The organism is Roseovarius sp. W115 (genome assembly GCF_032842945.2).
Taxonomy (GTDB): domain Bacteria; phylum Pseudomonadota; class Alphaproteobacteria; order Rhodobacterales; family Rhodobacteraceae; genus Roseovarius; species Roseovarius rhodophyticola.
The window spans coordinates 171,666-187,785 of record NZ_CP146606.1; the positions used below are offsets into that span (position 1 = coordinate 171,666).

At 57.7% G+C, this 16,120-nt stretch carries 14 protein-coding genes and 1 riboswitch; of the genes, 3 read left to right on the forward strand and 11 right to left on the reverse strand.

Annotated features, from left to right (window positions below; genetic code table 11):
- Positions 1-169: 169 nt before the first annotated feature.
- A complete protein-coding gene (locus RZS32_RS00920) occupies positions 170-1,804 on the forward strand; it encodes a serine protease (RefSeq protein WP_339106757.1) in 1,635 nt (544 codons plus the stop codon).
- Between the two features lie 207 nt (positions 1,805-2,011).
- Here the strand turns inward: RZS32_RS00920 and RZS32_RS00925 are convergent, their stop codons facing one another.
- Both RZS32_RS00925 and RZS32_RS00930 read right to left on the reverse strand, forming a co-directional pair.
- Positions 2,012-3,595, reverse strand: coding sequence for a 5-guanidino-2-oxopentanoate decarboxylase (locus RZS32_RS00925; protein WP_317055167.1), 1,584 nt, complete (start codon positions 3,593-3,595; stop codon positions 2,012-2,014).
- Positions 3,595-5,043, reverse strand: coding sequence for a TrkH family potassium uptake protein (locus tag RZS32_RS00930; protein WP_339106914.1), 1,449 nt, complete (start codon positions 5,041-5,043; stop codon positions 3,595-3,597). Before RZS32_RS00930 ends, RZS32_RS00925 begins: the two co-directional genes overlap by 1 nt.
- Before the next feature lie 451 nt (positions 5,044-5,494).
- Between RZS32_RS00930 and RZS32_RS00935 the strand changes: the two genes are divergently transcribed.
- Positions 5,495-6,361: a cobalamin B12-binding domain-containing protein gene (locus RZS32_RS00935; RefSeq protein ID WP_317055168.1), complete on the forward strand. Its 867-nt coding sequence runs from the start codon at positions 5,495-5,497 to the stop codon at positions 6,359-6,361.
- Between the two features lie 136 nt (positions 6,362-6,497).
- On the opposite strand, the gene RZS32_RS00940 is transcribed toward RZS32_RS00935, so the two are convergent.
- From RZS32_RS00940 to folE2, 3 genes are all read right to left on the reverse strand, one after another.
- Positions 6,498-6,701, reverse strand: coding sequence for a hypothetical protein (locus RZS32_RS00940; RefSeq protein ID WP_317055169.1), 204 nt, complete (start codon positions 6,699-6,701; stop codon positions 6,498-6,500).
- A gap of 150 nt (positions 6,702-6,851) precedes the next feature.
- Positions 6,852-7,673 carry a hypothetical protein gene (locus tag RZS32_RS00945; RefSeq protein ID WP_339106758.1) on the reverse strand — a complete coding sequence of 274 codons (822 nt, stop codon included), beginning with the start codon at positions 7,671-7,673 and terminating at the stop codon, positions 6,852-6,854.
- A 189-nt stretch (positions 7,674-7,862) separates the two neighbouring features.
- Positions 7,863-8,963 (reverse strand): GTP cyclohydrolase FolE2, encoded by a 1,101-nt coding sequence (folE2, locus tag RZS32_RS00950; RefSeq protein WP_317055171.1) that lies wholly within the window; start codon positions 8,961-8,963, stop codon positions 7,863-7,865.
- A gap of 185 nt (positions 8,964-9,148) precedes the next feature.
- Between folE2 and RZS32_RS00955 the strand changes: the two genes are divergently transcribed.
- A complete protein-coding gene (locus RZS32_RS00955) occupies positions 9,149-9,937 on the forward strand; it encodes a HalD/BesD family halogenase (protein WP_317055172.1) in 789 nt (262 codons plus the stop codon).
- Positions 9,938-9,943: 6 nt separating this feature from the next.
- Here the strand turns inward: RZS32_RS00955 and metZ are convergent, their stop codons facing one another.
- From metZ to ftsY, 6 genes are all read right to left on the reverse strand, one after another.
- Positions 9,944-11,125 (reverse strand): O-succinylhomoserine sulfhydrylase, encoded by a 1,182-nt coding sequence (gene metZ / locus RZS32_RS00960; protein ID WP_317055173.1) that lies wholly within the window; start codon positions 11,123-11,125, stop codon positions 9,944-9,946.
- Between the two features lie 69 nt (positions 11,126-11,194).
- A riboswitch (SAM riboswitch) is annotated at positions 11,195-11,272 on the reverse strand.
- 69 nt (positions 11,273-11,341) lie between these two features.
- Complete coding sequence (locus RZS32_RS00965; RefSeq protein WP_317055174.1) at positions 11,342-11,965, reverse strand: hypothetical protein; 624 nt, start codon at positions 11,963-11,965, stop codon at positions 11,342-11,344.
- Positions 11,966-12,039: 74 nt separating this feature from the next.
- Positions 12,040-12,645: an inner membrane-spanning protein YciB gene (locus RZS32_RS00970; RefSeq protein WP_317055175.1), complete on the reverse strand. Its 606-nt coding sequence runs from the start codon at positions 12,643-12,645 to the stop codon at positions 12,040-12,042.
- Positions 12,646-12,660: 15 nt separating this feature from the next.
- Positions 12,661-13,563, reverse strand: coding sequence for a DMT family transporter (locus RZS32_RS00975; RefSeq protein ID WP_317055176.1), 903 nt, complete (start codon positions 13,561-13,563; stop codon positions 12,661-12,663).
- 19 nt (positions 13,564-13,582) lie between these two features.
- Positions 13,583-14,476, reverse strand: a complete 894-nt coding sequence (locus tag RZS32_RS00980; protein WP_317055177.1) for a hypothetical protein — start codon at positions 14,474-14,476, stop codon at positions 13,583-13,585.
- Complete coding sequence (gene ftsY, locus RZS32_RS00985) at positions 14,473-16,059, reverse strand: signal recognition particle-docking protein FtsY (RefSeq protein ID WP_317055178.1); 1,587 nt, start codon at positions 16,057-16,059, stop codon at positions 14,473-14,475. The genes RZS32_RS00980 and ftsY overlap by 4 nt, the downstream gene beginning before the upstream one ends.
- Positions 16,060-16,120 lie beyond the last annotated feature (61 nt).

Here is a 16,120-nt window from a genome sequence, read left to right on the forward strand (position 1 = left end):
TCAGTCCTCTGCATCGGCCTCACTTTGCGGCCAAACTCTCTGTCGCCACTCCCTAAGCCGCGCGTGCGGCGGGGTCAATTCCGCGCAGGCCCAAATTTTGGATGCACCCGGCCTCAGATTTGGTAAAAGATGCCTCAGGTCGCACGATTTATCTGGGCAAGGGGATGTTATGACGCGGTTTCTTTTATCGCTTGTGGTTTTGGTATTTGTCAGCGTCGCACCCGCTTCTGCGCAACAACAGGTGTTTGTGCAGGTCGAGGCGCATCCCAGTCTGACCGCCGGCGAGGCCGCGGTGCGGCGCTATGCGTCGCGGGTGCAGGATGTGAACGGGTTCACGTTGCGCGGCGGATGGTACGCGGTGGCACTTGGGCCTTATGCGCCTGCAGATGCACAAGCAATTTTGCGCAACCTGCGGGCCGCACGCCTGATCCCACGCGACAGCTACATCGCGCGTGTGACGGATTATCGGCAGCAATTCTGGCCGGTTGGCACCAACCTTTTGGGCAACCCCGCGCTCCTGGTGCCGCAAAACCAAGGCACAGAGACCGCGCAATCAGACTCCACACCGAACACGACAGAAGAGGCCGCAGCCCCCGAGCCGCAATTGCCCGAACCCTCTGACGAAACTGTCCGGCAGGCCCGCAACAGCGAGGCACAGCTCACACGGGAAGAACGGGCTCAGTTGCAGATCGCGCTGGAATGGGCCGGGTTTTATCAGGGGCGCATTGATGCCGCCTTTGGCCGCGGCACGCGCAATTCCATGTCGCGCTGGCAAGAGGCCAATAATTTCGAGGTCACGGGCGTTCTGACCACGCGGCAGCGTGCCGTTTTGCTCAGGCAATACAATTCTGTTCTGGAAGATTTGGACCTTGCACTTGTGCGCGATGCCAAAGCCGGAATCGAGATTCAGATGCCCTCGGCCATGGTGGCGTTTGAAAAATACGAACCGCCCTTTGCACATTACACAGGTGACGGTGAGGCGCAGGTTCTTTTGATCAGCCAGGAAGGCAACCGCGCCACGCTAACCGGGCTTTATGACATCATGCAGACACTGGCCATTGTGCCCGAAACCGGCGAGCGCGTTCTGAACAGCAACAGTTTCAAGCTGATTGGCGAGGGCACAAAAATTGTCTCGCACACGGAAGTCACGCTGGATCAAGGGCGTCTGAAAGGCTTTTCCCTCGTCTGGCCTGCGGGCGATGAGGAGCGGCGCACGCGGCTCCTGGCGGAAATGCAGAAAAGCTTTGTGACCTTTGAGGCCGTCCTTGACCCAGCTGCGGGTAGTGGCACGCAGAGCATTGATTTGATCGCAGGGCTGGAAATCCGCAAGCCGCGCCTGTCGCGTTCAGGGTTTTATGTGGATCGTGCGGGGACGGTGGTGACCACCTCTGAAGTTGTGGCAGAGTGCCGTCGGATTACCATCGACGAACGTTTTGAGGCTGAGATCGCCGTGCAGGATGCAGAGCGCGGTATCGCTGTGCTGCGGCCATTGGAGACGCTGGCCCCCATCGGCATCGCGGCCTTCAGCCCGGATGAACCGCGTCTGAAATCCGATGTGGCCGTGGCGGGATACTCCTATGGTGGGGTGCTGGGCGCGCCGACGATCACGTTTGGTGAGCTTGCCGATGTGCAAGGATTGAACGGTGAACAAGATCTCAAGCGCCTGGCGCTGACGGCTCTTGATGGGGACGCTGGCGGGCCTGTTGTTGACGCCGGTGGTGCTGTGCTGGGCATGCTCTTGCCCGAGGGTCAGGGGGCCGGCAACTGCCCGACGGGGTCAGCTTCGCCGCCAAGGCCGATGTGATCCGGGCGCTTTTGGGCGAGCTGGGCGTGAGTACGCAAGAGTCGCGTGATCAGTCCGATGTGGGGCTCGAGGCGCTGACGGACCGGGCGTCTGGTATGACTGTCTTGGTGAGCTGCTGGGACTGAGTTTCTTTGCTGCGCAAAATCCGACGAGCTGGGGGCCCTGCCCCCAGACCCCCGGGGTATTTCAAACAAGAAAGAAGACAGGTCAGCCTTTGAGGCCAGCCTTGACGTGAATGAGCGTGGGGCGGTCGGCCTCAAAGGCTTTGCGCGCCGCCTGCCCCATCTCGTCCAATGTTTTTGGGGATTCAGCATGCGCGCCATAAGCCTTGGCCAAAGCGACAAAGTCCGGGTTTCGGGCAATGACGGCATTGGGCGCAATCTGCGAACGGATCATGCTGTCTTCGATCTCTTTCAGCTTGCCGTTGTCCCATAGGATGATGGGCAGCGGCAGGCCGTGTTCGACAGCCGTGCCGAGTTCTTGCAGGGTGTATTGGAAGCCGCTGTCACCGCAGATGGCCAGTGTGGGCTTGCCTTGCCGTGCGATGGCACCGCCAATGGCGGCGGGCATGCCGTAGCCCAGCGTGCCGTAGCCAAAGGGATGGTGCCAGTGCCCCGGGCGGGACATCGGCCAGACTTCCTTGGCGACATAGGCAAACTGCGTCATGTCGGAATAGATCATCGTGTCGTCCGGAATGGCGGCGCGCAGAGCATCGGCCACGGCGACGATACCGGGGCGTTCCGCATCGGTTTCGGCCCGCCAGCGGGCTTTGTGGGCGGCGATTTCGTCGGGGACCCAGTCGGTTTTGTTGGACTCCGGCAAGGCGTGCAGGAGGTTTTCCAGGAACGCGGCGGCATCTGCCACAATTGAGCGCTCTGCGGCAGGATGGTCCAGCTCAGTGGGGTCAATGTCTACGCGGATCAACTGCCCTTTGTGGCCCAGTTCGGTGCGCCACAAATCCACCTCAGCCAATTCCGAGCCGATCACAAGAACCAGATCAGCTTGCGCAAAGGCCTTTGCACTGTCCGGGCGGGCCAGAAACGCGCCCAGATCAAGCTCGTAACTCGGATCGACAACACCGCGCCCTGCATAGCTCATCATCGTGGCTGACCCGCTGCGCCGGGCCAATTCGGTGGCCACCCCTGCTCCGGCCTTTGCGCCCCCGCCGAAAAGGATCAGAGGACGTTTGGCGGATGTAAGGGCCTTGGCGGTGGAAAGAATCTCGTCAGGCTGCGCCATTGGGCGGGCCAATGAGGTCGCTGGCCGATCTGGAGCGGCCTCAACCGTGCTGCCGCCAATCGCAATGGGCACCTGAATGTGCTTTGGTCTGGGCCGAGCCGTTGCAAACTCATTGAACGCCCGATCGATCAGCGCATAGGCCACCTCGGCAGACTTCACCTCATGGCTCCAGTCACACACGCAGGCTGCGGCCCCTTCCTGATCAATCATCTGGTGCAGCTGGCCGCGTTTGGCCGCCGTTTCATCAAGACAAGAGGAAATCACCAGCAGCGGCACGCTATCGGAATAGGCCTGGCCCATCGGCGTCATGATGTTGGTCAGACCTGGCCCAGTTATCACGTAAGCCACACCAGGTTTGCCAGAGGCGCGGGCATAACCATCGGCCATGAACCCCGCCCCCTGTTCGTGGCGGGCCAGAATGTGAGTGATCCCCGCCTCTTCGATGCCGCGATACATCTCGACATTGTGCACGCCGGGAATGCCAAAGATCACATCCACCCCTCGCGCTTTGAGCATATGGGAGATTTGGGCCCCTAAAGGTCGTTGCGTCATCAGGCTCTCCAGAAAGACAGGGTGAAAATGGCATAAACGGCCAAGAGTTCGAGCCGCCCGATCAGCATGGCGGCGGTCAGGATCCACTTGGCGGTGTCATTGAGGCTGGCGAAGTTGCCTGTAGGGCCGATTGTGTCGCCCAGACCCGGACCGATATTGGCCAGCGCGGCGCTGGCACCGGAAATCGACGTGGTGAAATCCAGGCCCGTAAAACCAAGCAACACTGAAATAACGCCCAGCGTGGCGACAAAGAAAACAAAAAAGCTCATGACGGAACTGAGCACATCCTCTTCAATCGCGCGGCCATTATAGCGCGGCGTGAAGACCCCGTGCGGCGTGTAGATGCGGCGCAGTTGGGCACGCACAGACGCAAAGAGAAGCTGATACCGGAATACCTTGATCGAGCAAGAGGTCGATCCGGCGCAGCCGCCGATCAAGCCGATGAAAAAGATGATGGTGACAGGGAATGAGCCCCAAAGCATGTAATCGGCGCTCGCATAGCCGGTGCCGGTCAGAATGGAGACGGTGTTGAAAAGCACTTTGCGAAAGGTTGGCTCGCTCACAGTATCCGCCTCTAGCATGCGCCACGCGCAGAGGATCAATACAAAGACCGTCGCGGTCAGGAAAAACCCCCGGATCTGAGGATCGGTGAGAAGCGGTCGCGCCGTGCCTGCGGTGATCTGGACAAAGCGCACAAATGGCAGAGCGGCCAGCATCATGAAGACCACTGCCACATATTCCGCCGAGGCGCCTAAAGCTGCGAAAGAGGCGTCGTAGTTTGCAAACCCACCTGTGGCAACGGTGGTCATCGCGTGTACGGTGGCGTCAAACGGGTTCATGCCAGCCATGATGTAACCCGTAACACACAGCAAGGTCAGCGTCAGGTAAATCACTGAAATACGGGAAGAAATCTCGGTTGCACGCGGCAGGATTTTTCCCATTGTGTCAAAGCCGGAGCTGCGGAATATCTGCATGCCGCCAACGCGCAGCTCTGGCAGGAACACCATCGCCACAACGATGATCCCGATACCGCCCAGCCATTGCATCAAGCCGCGCCACAGCAATATGCCTTTGGGCAGATCTTCCAGACCCGACAGCACGGTGGAGCCAGTGGTCGTGAGCCCAGACATGGCCTCAAACACGGCGTCGACGATCCGGGCGTCGGTGGCGCCCAGGATAAACGGCAAGGCACCAAAGATCGGCAGGGCGACCCAAACCCCAGTGGTCAAAAGGAATGTCTGCTGGATGGTCAACCCCTCACGCACGCCATTGCGACAGGCCAGCGCCACCAGTCCACCCACCAGAACCGTCAGAATAGCGCTTTCGGCAAAGACCATCCAATGCTCGCGCCCCTCGGCGATATCGACCAGCATCGGCAGGATCATCGCCAGCCCCAGCGCCATGACCGTCAGGCCAATTACATATCCGACAGGGCGAAAGTCCAACATGCGCGCAGAGTTGGCCGGGGGTGCGCCAGTGTCAAGCACGGGTCGCGCGAAATCTCAGAGCGTCGCGACACAAACTCTGCCCTGTGGATAAGTGAGCAGGTCGCCCGCACATGGCAGAAAATCGCTTAGTTTAGATTTCGCCCTCCCAATGCGGCGACACAGACCCAACCGAATAGTTTTGAGACATTCGCACTCAATTCAGGAGTTTTCAGGCATGCAGAGCGCGCCCCTACCGTGCGCATTGGCGTGTCATCCGCCACTTGTTCGGCACTTGGAAATGAAAAGACAGGCCTATGTAAATGCGTCCGTCATTGATCATGAAGGCGCTGCAATTTTGTGTTACCCTGATCGAAGTCTTGGATTCGAAAAAAGGAAGAATTGGAACGAGTGAGGGTATTTTTGCGAGGTCAAAAACGGATCTAGAGAGGGTGCAGCAACGGGAGAACAGCACTTGTCTTTTGGAACTCAGTCATCGCAGCTTTTCGACTTTGGAACCTACGTCAAACGCCAATTCAACCTGTTGCGGCGTGCGAAGAAGTTACCAGAACAAAAGCTCGAAAGTCTTGCGCGCGAAGCGATCAAACAGCTCGCGGCGCGGGATGAAAAATTGGGTTTGGAAGACCCTGGACCGTCAGAGGAGGAGTTGGTGCATCTTTGTGAGGCACTGATGTCTGACGATGAGACGGCAGCTGCCATGCTCATTCTTGAGCTCAATGCCAAGCATGTTTCGCCTGAGGTGATTTATCTCAAATACCTGGCCGCCGCAGCCAGAACGCTGGGCGACTGGTGGGAAGAAGACCGTGTTGGATTTTGGCAGGTCACCGTGGCAACGGGGCGTCTTTTGGCCATTATGCGCAGCATGCGGCATCTGTTCGAACCTGTGCAGTCGCGAGGCCAGAAGGCCGCTATCTTTGCAGCTGTTCCTGGCGAGCAGCATGTTTTGGGCGTGCACATGGCGGCCGATGTTTTCCGCAAAGACAATTGGGACATTGCGATGCTGACAGGTCTCACGCATGACGAGCTTGTCGCTGAAATTGAGCAAAATCCGACAGATGTGATTGGGCTGTCTATGACATCCGCGCAGTCGCTGGACGCTTTGGCAAAGCTTGTTGTTGCCATTCACATCTGCCTCCCAAACACACCGATCGTTGTGTGCGGCCGTCATATCAAGGACATCCGCTCAAAATTGGCCTGGATGGAGTTTGATGGCATTGCCGAAGACGTCGAAGAGGCCAAGACGGTCATGACAGAGCTAGTGGACGACCGAAGCAGGAGTGCTGCAGCCCGCAAGGCAAGCAATGTGATCCGCATCGCATAGACTGCAATGTCTTGGGCAACGACTATAGAGCGCCGCGAGGGCCACCTCGCATGCAAAACTTGCAAGTTGTTTGAACCCAACTCGCAAACCCGGGGCACGCGCAACTTGGTTGCGCACCCGGGTCACAGCCTATGACTTACGCGTAAAACAGATCGCGGAAGACATATTGACCGATTTCTTCGCGTTTGACACCCAGTTGTGACAGTTCAGCGTCCGATTTGGATTCTAGCTTTTCGATCAAGCCGCGGCGCGATGCCGACTGGGCCTGAGTTTCGATAGCCTGGCGCAGAATTGCGGCCAGACGGCCGACCAGTTCGGAGATATGTGAAGTCGTGTTCATTTGGAAACCTCGTGATTTGTGTTCAGGTTCCCTCCCTATGCGCAAAATAGGACAGTCTGGCTCACATGAGTACCGCCAATAGCAAAATCCCGGGTTGCGTTAGACGCAACCCGGGAGATTTTACTCAAATTACCAGGTACTTAAATTGGGTCAGCCATCCTTAGCTGCTGTGCTCAACGGTTCTGGCATAGCAGGTGGCATAGACGGTTTGCGGGGCCGTTTGGCTTCGGCTTCCGCGGTTGGCGCCGCTGCAAGCTTTTGCGGTTGTGTGACAGGCTTTGAAGGTGCTGCTACGGCAGGTTTTGATGCCACCTTGGCCACCGGCGCTACAGCTTTGGGAGTTGGAGCCGCCTTCACCTTTGGGGCCTCCGCGGCTTTGGCCACAGGCTTGGCCGCCACTTTGGGTTTCGCCTTTGGCGTCGGGGCCGCTTTAGGGGCCGCCGTTTTGGCGGTCGCTGGTTTGGCTTCTAATTTGGCTGGCGCAGGTTTTGCAGCAACGGGCGCTGGCTTCGCCGGAGCAGGTTTCGCAACCGTTTTTACCGGAGCCGCCTTCTCGACTTTGGCCGCAGGCTTGGCCGAGGTTTTCTTGGCCACTGGCTTGGGCGCGGTCTTGGTTGCGGGTTTTGCTGCAACTTTTTTGCCAACCGGCTTCGGCACGGGCTTCGTGGCGGTTTTCGCCTTGGTCGCTTTCTTCGGCATCGCGATCACTTTTGCCTTTGGCTTAGCCGCAGGCTTGGCTTTCGCAGCGGGTTTGGCTTTCGCTTTGGGCGCCGGTTTCGCCTGTGCTGCCGATTTTGCTTTGGGTGACTGAGTCGGGGTCACATCGCCAATGCGCAGTCCCACGAAAAAGAGTTGCGCATCGAGAGCAGCTTTGCCAGCGAGTTGCGCAATTTTAATGTTATTTTCCATCACATAGCCAGCCATGCGCAAGCTTGCGATTGAGTATTTAAGAGGTGCTGAAAGTGGTTCCACAGCGAGGGTCCTTTCCGAGTATGTCGCACAGGAGTCGCGCTGTCCTGCGACTTGCTCATACACTTTTTGCAGTCGCAGCAAAAGAGGGTGGAACAGCCTTTATAAAAGGTGTTGCGATGCAGCAATTTTATGCCGCACCGCAGTATATTTGATCAAATTTTCGGCGAGGTGAGAACCGCTGCGCCCGGTTTATCCAACGTGGATCAGCGTAGAGAACAGCTTGGGGTCCAGGCTTTCGGCCGAGAACGTGTCGCCATGGGTCAGGATGCTGACAGCGTCATGGCTGTGCAGGCTTTCCTGATGGCTGGCGATGACGCGGAAATCCCCGATCCGCGCGTCATTGAGAAGCTGCTCACAGAAGAGCCGCGCCGCGTCCTCCACAAAGATCGGGTTGGCCGCGTTCAATTCTGCAAAAGCCTGTTCATCCTCGCGTTTGACCATGACTTGCGTTTCGGTCTCAACAGCGCTGCGCGCGTTGTCGATGAGGTCCTCAAACCAGACGCAGTTGTCACAGGCCACTTCCACCGAAATCCGCGCAACCGAGCGCTGTGAATGCGGTGTTGCAAGCTGCCCGCGCACTTGCCGCGCGTGTTCGCTGAGTTCAAGCGAGCACGGGCAAGTCGACGAATACACATAGTCGAGATGCATGAATTTGCGCCGCACACCGTCGGTTTCCACCAGCTCCAGCGCGATATCGTAGTATTGATAGCCCTCAAGGCCTGAGCGCAGAGATTTGATTTTCATCGGGTAGGAAAACCGCATCTGAATACGCGCATCAAAACTGTCGAGATCGCTGATGTAATCATCTAGCGCCGCCTCAATCACCTCGAAACTAAAGGTTTTTTCTGCGTGCTTATAAAAGCTGCGCATGATGCGGGACATGTTGATGCCCTTCTTGCCCGCCTCGAGGCTGACCGACCCGGTCACAGATGTCTCAAGTGTGAGGTCACCGTTATCGCGCGTGTGAAAGCGAATGGGCAGGCGGAAATTGGAAATACCCACATGCTGAATTTGCTTCTTCGCGCCACGGATGAGCGAGGACGGCCCGTTCTGCAAATCCGGCATTGTGGCCTTGTAATCTGCATCAGGTGTGAAATCTTCGGGATAATCGCGGCGCAGAAGTGGATAGTTCGACACTTCTGTCTGTGGCAGCAGACGTGCAACTGCCGGATCCAAGTCCGCCACTTCTTCGGGCGTCGCTTGTTCGGCCCACGCCCGCAGGCGCGCAAGGGCGTCTTCAGCCTCGGCACGGTTCATTTCTTTACCCAAATCGGTGGATTGAATGTTCATGACCGGGGTCCTCGTTCTGTACCGACAGACCACCATATAGGGCCAAACGCCGGAAATTGCGACTGTATTCACGTTTACGTCAGAATAAGGCCAACGGATCATTTGTTTCTGCTGACACGGCCTGTCGCGGATGGACAAGACATCGACGTCAAAAGGTTTGTTCCTGATGCAAAGAGGAGCGTTTGATGCACGACATTCTAAATCTTGAGCGATATCCGTTGGACAAATCCGACAGCACGGCTTGGCGGGATCTTGTGGGGCGCTGCCAACAGGCGCTTGAGCAGGATGGCATGTTCACACTTACCGACTTCATGCATATGCATATAGCAGCAGGTGAGACGGCGAGAATGGCAGATACTTTTGCCACGCAGAGCTTTCGCCATGAACGTGTGCACAACATTTACTTTCTGAAATCCATACCGGACCTTGCTCCGGATCACCCGGCCTTGACGCAGTTTCACACATCGAACCAGACACTCTGCGCCGATCAGATCAGCGGCTCTGCCCTGCTTCGTCTTTACGAATGGCCGCCCTTTGCGCGTTTTCTGGCAGCAACCATGGGGCAGCCGGCGCTTTACGTCATGGAGGATCCATTGGCACGGGTGAATGTCATGTCTTACGATGCAGGTCAGGCGCTCAACTGGCACTTTGACCGCTCGGAGTTTACCACGACCTTGCTTCTGCAAGCGCCAGAAGCGGGTGGTGCGTTTGAATACCGCACGGATCTGCGAAGCGACGATGACCCGAACTATGACGGTGTTGCGCGGCTTTTGACCGGACAGGACGATCAAGTGCACACTCTTTCCCTGACACCCGGATCACTCAATGTTTTCAAAGGCCGTAACACCGCGCATCGTGTTTCACCGGTAGAAGGAGATACACCGCGCGTCATCTCGGTCTTCTCCTACTATGACAGACCCGGCGTGCGGTTCACGCAGAGCGAGCAGATAGGGTTTTACGGCAGGTCGGCCTAAGACGCGTCAGACAGCGTCAAGCGCACCCAGAATATCCGCGATCAGGTCATCCTTATCCTCGATCCCGACGCTGAGCCGGATCAGACCCGGCGTGATGCCAAGAACCTCTTTCTGCTCATCAGACAGGCGCTGATGGGTGGTTGTTGCCGGATGCGTTGCAATGGATTTCGCATCCCCGAGGTTGTTGGAGATGAGCACGATGTTCAGCGCATTGAGAAATTCGAACGCCGCCGTCTGCCCGCCTTTGACATCCAGAGCGATGACCGTGCCGCCCTTGCCCATTTGACGCTGAACCAGATCGTGCTGCGCGTGGGTGGGATGGCCAGGATAGATAACGCGGGACAGTTTGTTGTGCCCTTGCAGCGCGTCTGAGATGGCCTCGGCGCCCTCTGCCTGCGCCCGCACGCGTAAATCAATCGTTTCCAGACCTTTGAGCATCACCCAGGCTGTGAAAGGCGACATAGAGCCGCCTGTGTGCTTCATGTATGGCTCAACCGTTTTGCGGATATAGTCCGTCGTGCCAAGGATCACCCCACCCAGCGCACGGCCCTGCCCATCGATATGTTTGGTGGCGGAATACACCACGACATCGGCCCCCTGCTCCATCGCCTTGGAAAAGACTGGGGTGGCAAAGACGTTATCAACCACCACTTTAGCCCCGACCGCATGGGCCAACCCGGCGACAGCTGCGACGTCAATCACCTCTAATGTTGGATTGGCAATGGTTTCGAAAAAGACAACAGATGTCTCAGGCCGTATCGCTGATTTCCACGCGTCGGGGTCTGTGCCATCGACGAATGTTACCTCAACGCCGTAACGCGTCAGTATTTCTTCGAGCACGTAGAGGCAGGAGCCAAAGAGTGCACGCGCCGACACCACATGATCGCCCGCTTTGAGCATGGACATGAGCGCGCCAGAGACCGCCGCCATACCGCTGGCGGTGGCAAAGGCATCCTCGGCCCCTTCCAGCGCGGCAATGCGGTTTTCGAACATCGCGACGGTGGGGTTGCCATAACGGGCATAGATGAACTCATCCTCACCCGCCTGCAAGAACCGCGCCTCCGCCGCCTCGGCGCTGTCATAGACAAAGCCTTGGGTGAGAAAGATCGCCTCACTGACTTCGTTGTACTGGCTGCGCCGTGTCCCGCCATGCACCAGCTTGGTGCGTGTGTTCCATTTTTTGTCCATCCTCGACCTCCGGGCCACAATTCGCGTATCTGCGGGGACAAAAAAAGCCCCCACCGGACAAACCAAAGGGAGCTTTCACCTCTCGCCTCTTTAGCGGCATGTTTAACGTGGCCCGCAATCCGGTAACAAATCGCCACAAAATTTCTCTACCCAAGTGGGTCAGGCGCGTCAACACCGCTCATGGAAGTTCAAAAATGTTTGAAAAGTTATGCGAGCCTAGACGGGATTGTCCTCGGGCGGCATCACCATAAGCACCATGAACCAATATAATGCATGCAGGATCATGGCGAAAAGCGCCATACCGGTCATCCACACAGTGAGTGACCCCGACTGAATGAGAAGCTCATTCACAATAAGAACCGTCCCCGCAGCCAGCGCATTCACACGCAGAAGCGAGACCCGCGCCATGAGCTTGCCGCGCACCACGGAATTGGGCGAGACGCGTTCAAGAACCTCATCTTCTCGCCGCATACCAAGGATCATAACGACCAGAACAAAGATGCAGGCCGCAGAAAGTATCCGCTGACTGAAAATCGGGCTGCTGATGATAAGCTGACTGATGGCGAGCATAAGCATCGCGCCCACAGGCCAGTAGAGCATCCGGGATCGATCACGATCTGGTTGAGAAAGCTGGGCTGCTGCCGTCGGCAAGTTCCGCCAGATCGCATAGGTCTGGCCCATGACAAGGACCATGACAAAGCTCTTCTCTTTTGCAAGGCCGAAACTCGACAATCCAACCCAGAGCATGAGCATCACGACAATCGGCACGAGGTATTCCACCCGCATGGGAGGCACGGAGGACACGGCGTCCACGACTTTTGACGACCAACGACGTTTCATGGGTGGGAGTCGTTGCACCGAAATGCGACATTTCGGAGGCAATCAAACGCACATTCGATGAAATTTACGTCGGATTAAACGTCTTCTGAGCTGTCGGCGCTGTGCTCAGAAAAGAGTTTTGCCTGGGACATGAAAAAGAGGAAAATTGCCGCGGTAAGCCCGAACGTCTTGAAGTAGACCCAGCTCTCCTCGCTCATCGTGCGCCACACGACCTCGTTCAGGGCTGCAAGGGCAAAGAAGAAATACATCAGCCGCCGGGTCAGGATCATCCAGCCCTCCTGCGTCAGGGGCATGACGCCTTCCATCACATATTGTAAGTAAGAGGTGCCGCGCGTCAGACCAAATGCCAGAATTCCACCAAAAAGAAGATAGATGATCGTGGGTTTCATTTTGAAAAAGCGCGGGTCATTGAACCAGACACTCAAGCCACCAAAGACAACAAGCAAGACTGCGGTCACGGCTTGCATCTTGGAGAGATGGCCGGTGAGCTTCCACAAAATCCCCATACAAATGAGAAAAACGGGGATGAAGCCCGCAGTGACCACGACAAAGCCATCATAGTCCGTCCCCCCAAAGGTAAATGTACGATCTTTGAGCCAGAGGTAGGCTGCAAAGAACCCCAGGATCGGGCCAAACTCCAAAACGGTTTTGACCATGGGGGAGACGGTCTTGTCGCTCATGTCGTACCTTTCACCTTATCCGCCCACCTCAACTATCACAGCCCCCGCTGCAATCAATGCCATAAGGGCAATCCGACGCGGGCCGACGGTTTCTTTCAGGACCAGCCATCCGATGAAAGCGGCAAACACGGTGGAGGTTTCGCGCAGCACGGCGGCCTCTCCCACCTTGTCGAGCCGCGTGGCCAGCATGATGGAGCCAAAGGACAGGAATGCGGTCAATCCACCCAGAACACCGCGTGCCATCAAGGGGCCGAGATCGGGAGGGGCTGCCATGCGGCTTCGGCGCACCCACGCAATAACCGGGAAGACCAGCCCGTCGAAAAAGAAAAACCAGGCCAGAAAGGTGAAAGGATTGGCTGTGGCGCGAATGCCGTAAGCATCATAGGTCGTGTAGAGGGCCACGAAGAGGCCGGTGACGACCGCCAACCCCAGGGCTGCGGGCATGGTGTCACGGTTCAGGGTGAGTGTGCGCAGGTTGTAGATCGCCAAACCGTAGATGCCTGTGAGCAGCACCCCCACACCAAGCCACTGCACAAATGAGAATGTTTCACCAAAGAGCAGGTAAGCGCCAATCACAGTGAAAAGAGGCCCCGTACCGCGCACCACGGGGTAAACCACTGTATAAGCCCCTCGTGTGTAAGCCATGGCCTGAAGCACTTTGTAAACGGTGTGAATGGCCCAGGCGACAGCAAAAATCAGCCACATATGCGGCTCGGGCCAGGGCACCACGAAGAAGGCAAAAGGCGCAGCCATGGCGGCATAGCTGATGTCAATGGCACCGCGTGTCAGCCAGGGATCGTGCCGCCCTTTTTGCAGAGCACCAAAAACGGCATGCAGGAAGGCCGCGAGCATGGCAAGCGCCAAGGCCATATGATGACCCGTCTCGGTGCCCTCAATGGAGATAAGCCAGTCGCTCATGATCTGGCCAGGCGCGTGACTAGGGTGTCCATGTGGCGTCGATGGTGGAACCGGTCACAAGCTGCTCAACGGCGGCGGCTATATCCGAAATGCGTCCACCGCTCTCTTCCAGGGTCATGGTGGCACCGATGATCTGCACAAGCCCCAAACCCGTCTCAGATTGCATCCTGAGTGTAAGTGTCCCCTTTGCGGCGGGCATGGCACGCGCAAAACGCATCAAAGCATCGCGACTTCCTGCGGTGAACATCTCGGCAGGCAAGCGGTTCAGGACCTGAACCCAATCGCGCAGCGACGCCACCTCTTCGATCACAGGCCGCAGGGCGCGGGAGAGGTCACGTGTGGTGTCAAGATCCAGAACAAGAGACGTGAGCCGCATGCCGCCAAGCGTCAGTTGCATGCGTTCCAGAGACTTCAGATCGATGCCACCGCCGCTTGCTGTGAGCGAAATAGACCCGAGGTCTTCGGCATCGAACAGCAGCTTTTCGATCAAAAAATCAAAGCTGGCAGGATCGCGCTGTGCCTTGATCTTAAGCGCACCCATCGCGTTTTCATTGCCAGGCCCGAGGTCCATCTTCAGACCTTGGACAAGGCTGATACCCTGAAAGTCCGCTTCAAAGGTCAGGGGAACACCGCGATTCTTTACTGCTGCTTCAATGCCTGTCGCGCGGTACTCGACAGAGGCGAAATCGTTTTCACGCAAATCCGCAAAGCTTCTGTCGATCCGGCACCAGCCTGTTTCTGTCACATTGGGCTGAATAGCGCGCAGGCGGGGCGGCGTGCCGATCAGAAAGTTGAAACTTTGCCAGCCCGAGAGACATAGCTCTGGCGTCATGGGCGCGGGCGGCTCTTCGGCTTTTGCAGCGTGCAATGCGCTCAGGCCCAGAAGTGCTGAGCAGACAAGCACCCGGATCATCGTTCCAGCCCTGTCAATGCATCCGCAAAATCCTCAGGGTCAAACGGGGCCAGATCGTCAATCTGTTCTCCCACACCAATGGCGTGAATAGGCAGGCCGAACTTGTCTGCGAGCGCCACCAGAACGCCGCCCTTCGCCGTGCCATCAAGCTTGGTCATGACCAAACCGGACACATCCGACATCTCCTGAAAGGTCTTGACCTGACTGAGCGCGTTTTGACCCGTGGTGGCATCCAGCACCAAAAGCGTGTTGTGCGGCGCACTTTCGTCTTTCTTGCGGATCACGCGCACGATTTTGGCCAGCTCTTCCATCAGATCAGCGCGGTTTTGCAACCGCCCGGCGGTGTCAATCATCAACAGGTCCGCGCCGTCCCGCTCGGCCTGATCCATGGCGTCAAAGGCCAGGCTGGCCGGGTCTGAGCCTTCGGGCGCGGTGAGGACTGGCACCCCTGCCCGGTCACCCCAGATTTGCAACTGCTCCACTGCCGCAGCACGGAACGTGTCGCCCGCAGCGATCACCACGGTCTTTCCCGCGGCTTTGAATTGGCTGGCAAGCTTGCCGATGGTGGTGGTTTTGCCGGAGCCATTGACGCCTACGACTAACACCACCTGTGGGCGCTTGGGGTAAAGCGGCATGGGGCGGGCAACCGGCTCCATGATGCGGGCAATCTCGGTCGAGAGCAGCTCTTTGATCTCTTGGGTTGAGAGCTTCCGGCCCATACGCCCTTCGGCCATGTTGGCCGTCACGCGCAGCGCTGTATCCACGCCCATATCCGCCGTGATCAGCAGCTCTTCGAGCTGTTCAAGCATGTCATCGTCGAGCACCCGGCGCACGACGGTTTTTTTCTCCGTCCGCCCAAGCAGACGACCCAACAGGCCCGGCTTTTTGGCGGGTTCTTCGGGCTCGGGTTCGGGTTTTTCAGCCGCAAGGGACGCGGCCATGGATGCCGCTGCGGTGCCAAGCGATGGTTTGGGCGCCTCTGGCTCTGGTTGTGATGCGTCCTGAACCTGTTCCGGAACCTCCGCGTTCTCCGGGGGGTCCTGCACGTCGGGGGGTCCCGGCTCGGGGGCCGGGACGCTGGTGCGCTCTGGCTCTGGCTCTGGCTCTGGCTCTGGCTCTGGCTCTGGCTCTGGCTCTGGCTCTGGCTCTGGCTCTGGCTCTGGCTCTGGCTCTGGCTCTGGCTCTGGCTCTGGCTCTGGCTCTGGCTCTGGCTCTGGCTCTGGCTCTGGCTCTGGCTCTGGCTCTGGCTCTGGCTCTGGCTCTGGCTCTGGCTCTGGCTCTGGCTCTGGCTCTGGCTCTGAAGCAACTTCAGGTTCGGGGGCGGCGTCAAGCGTTACTTCTTCAACCTGCTCCGGACCATCTAAAGTTTCGACACTTTCAGGCTCGGGTTCAGGATCGGCTTCTGCAACAGGTTCAGGGTCAACTGCAGGTTCCGGCTCAGGCGCTGCAACTTCGGCCTCAACCAGTGCTTCAACCTCAATTTCTTCTGCTTCACCACCCTCTTCCACAATGGCGTCGAGCCCCTCTTCGATTTTGGAAGAGGATTTGAAAAGCCGGTCTCTGAGTTTGCGAAAAAATGCCATGCGCCACCCGGGTTTGTCGTCAATTCAGTTAACCCCCCTGCGCCCGGATGAAAAGAAGGCA

Coding starts and splice junctions, on each gene's coding strand:
- RZS32_RS00920 (WP_339106757.1), top strand. CDS start 170: ATGACGCGGTTTCTTTTATCGCTTGTGGTTTTGGTATTTGTCAGCGTC.
- RZS32_RS00925 (WP_317055167.1), bottom strand. CDS start 3,595: ATGACGCAACGACCTTTAGGGGCCCAAATCTCCCATATGCTCAAAGCG.
- RZS32_RS00930 (WP_339106914.1), bottom strand. CDS start 5,043: ATGTTGGACTTTCGCCCTGTCGGATATGTAATTGGCCTGACGGTCATG.
- RZS32_RS00940 (WP_317055169.1), bottom strand. CDS start 6,701: ATGAACACGACTTCACATATCTCCGAACTGGTCGGCCGTCTGGCCGCA.
- folE2 (WP_317055171.1), bottom strand. CDS start 8,963: ATGAACATTCAATCCACCGATTTGGGTAAAGAAATGAACCGTGCCGAG.
- RZS32_RS00955 (WP_317055172.1), top strand. CDS start 9,149: ATGCACGACATTCTAAATCTTGAGCGATATCCGTTGGACAAATCCGAC.
- metZ (WP_317055173.1), bottom strand. CDS start 11,125: ATGGACAAAAAATGGAACACACGCACCAAGCTGGTGCATGGCGGGACA.
- RZS32_RS00965 (WP_317055174.1), bottom strand. CDS start 11,965: ATGAAACGTCGTTGGTCGTCAAAAGTCGTGGACGCCGTGTCCTCCGTG.
- RZS32_RS00970 (WP_317055175.1), bottom strand. CDS start 12,645: ATGAGCGACAAGACCGTCTCCCCCATGGTCAAAACCGTTTTGGAGTTT.
- RZS32_RS00975 (WP_317055176.1), bottom strand. CDS start 13,563: ATGAGCGACTGGCTTATCTCCATTGAGGGCACCGAGACGGGTCATCAT.
- RZS32_RS00980 (WP_317055177.1), bottom strand. CDS start 14,476: ATGATCCGGGTGCTTGTCTGCTCAGCACTTCTGGGCCTGAGCGCATTG.
- ftsY (WP_317055178.1), bottom strand. CDS start 16,059: ATGGCATTTTTTCGCAAACTCAGAGACCGGCTTTTCAAATCCTCTTCC.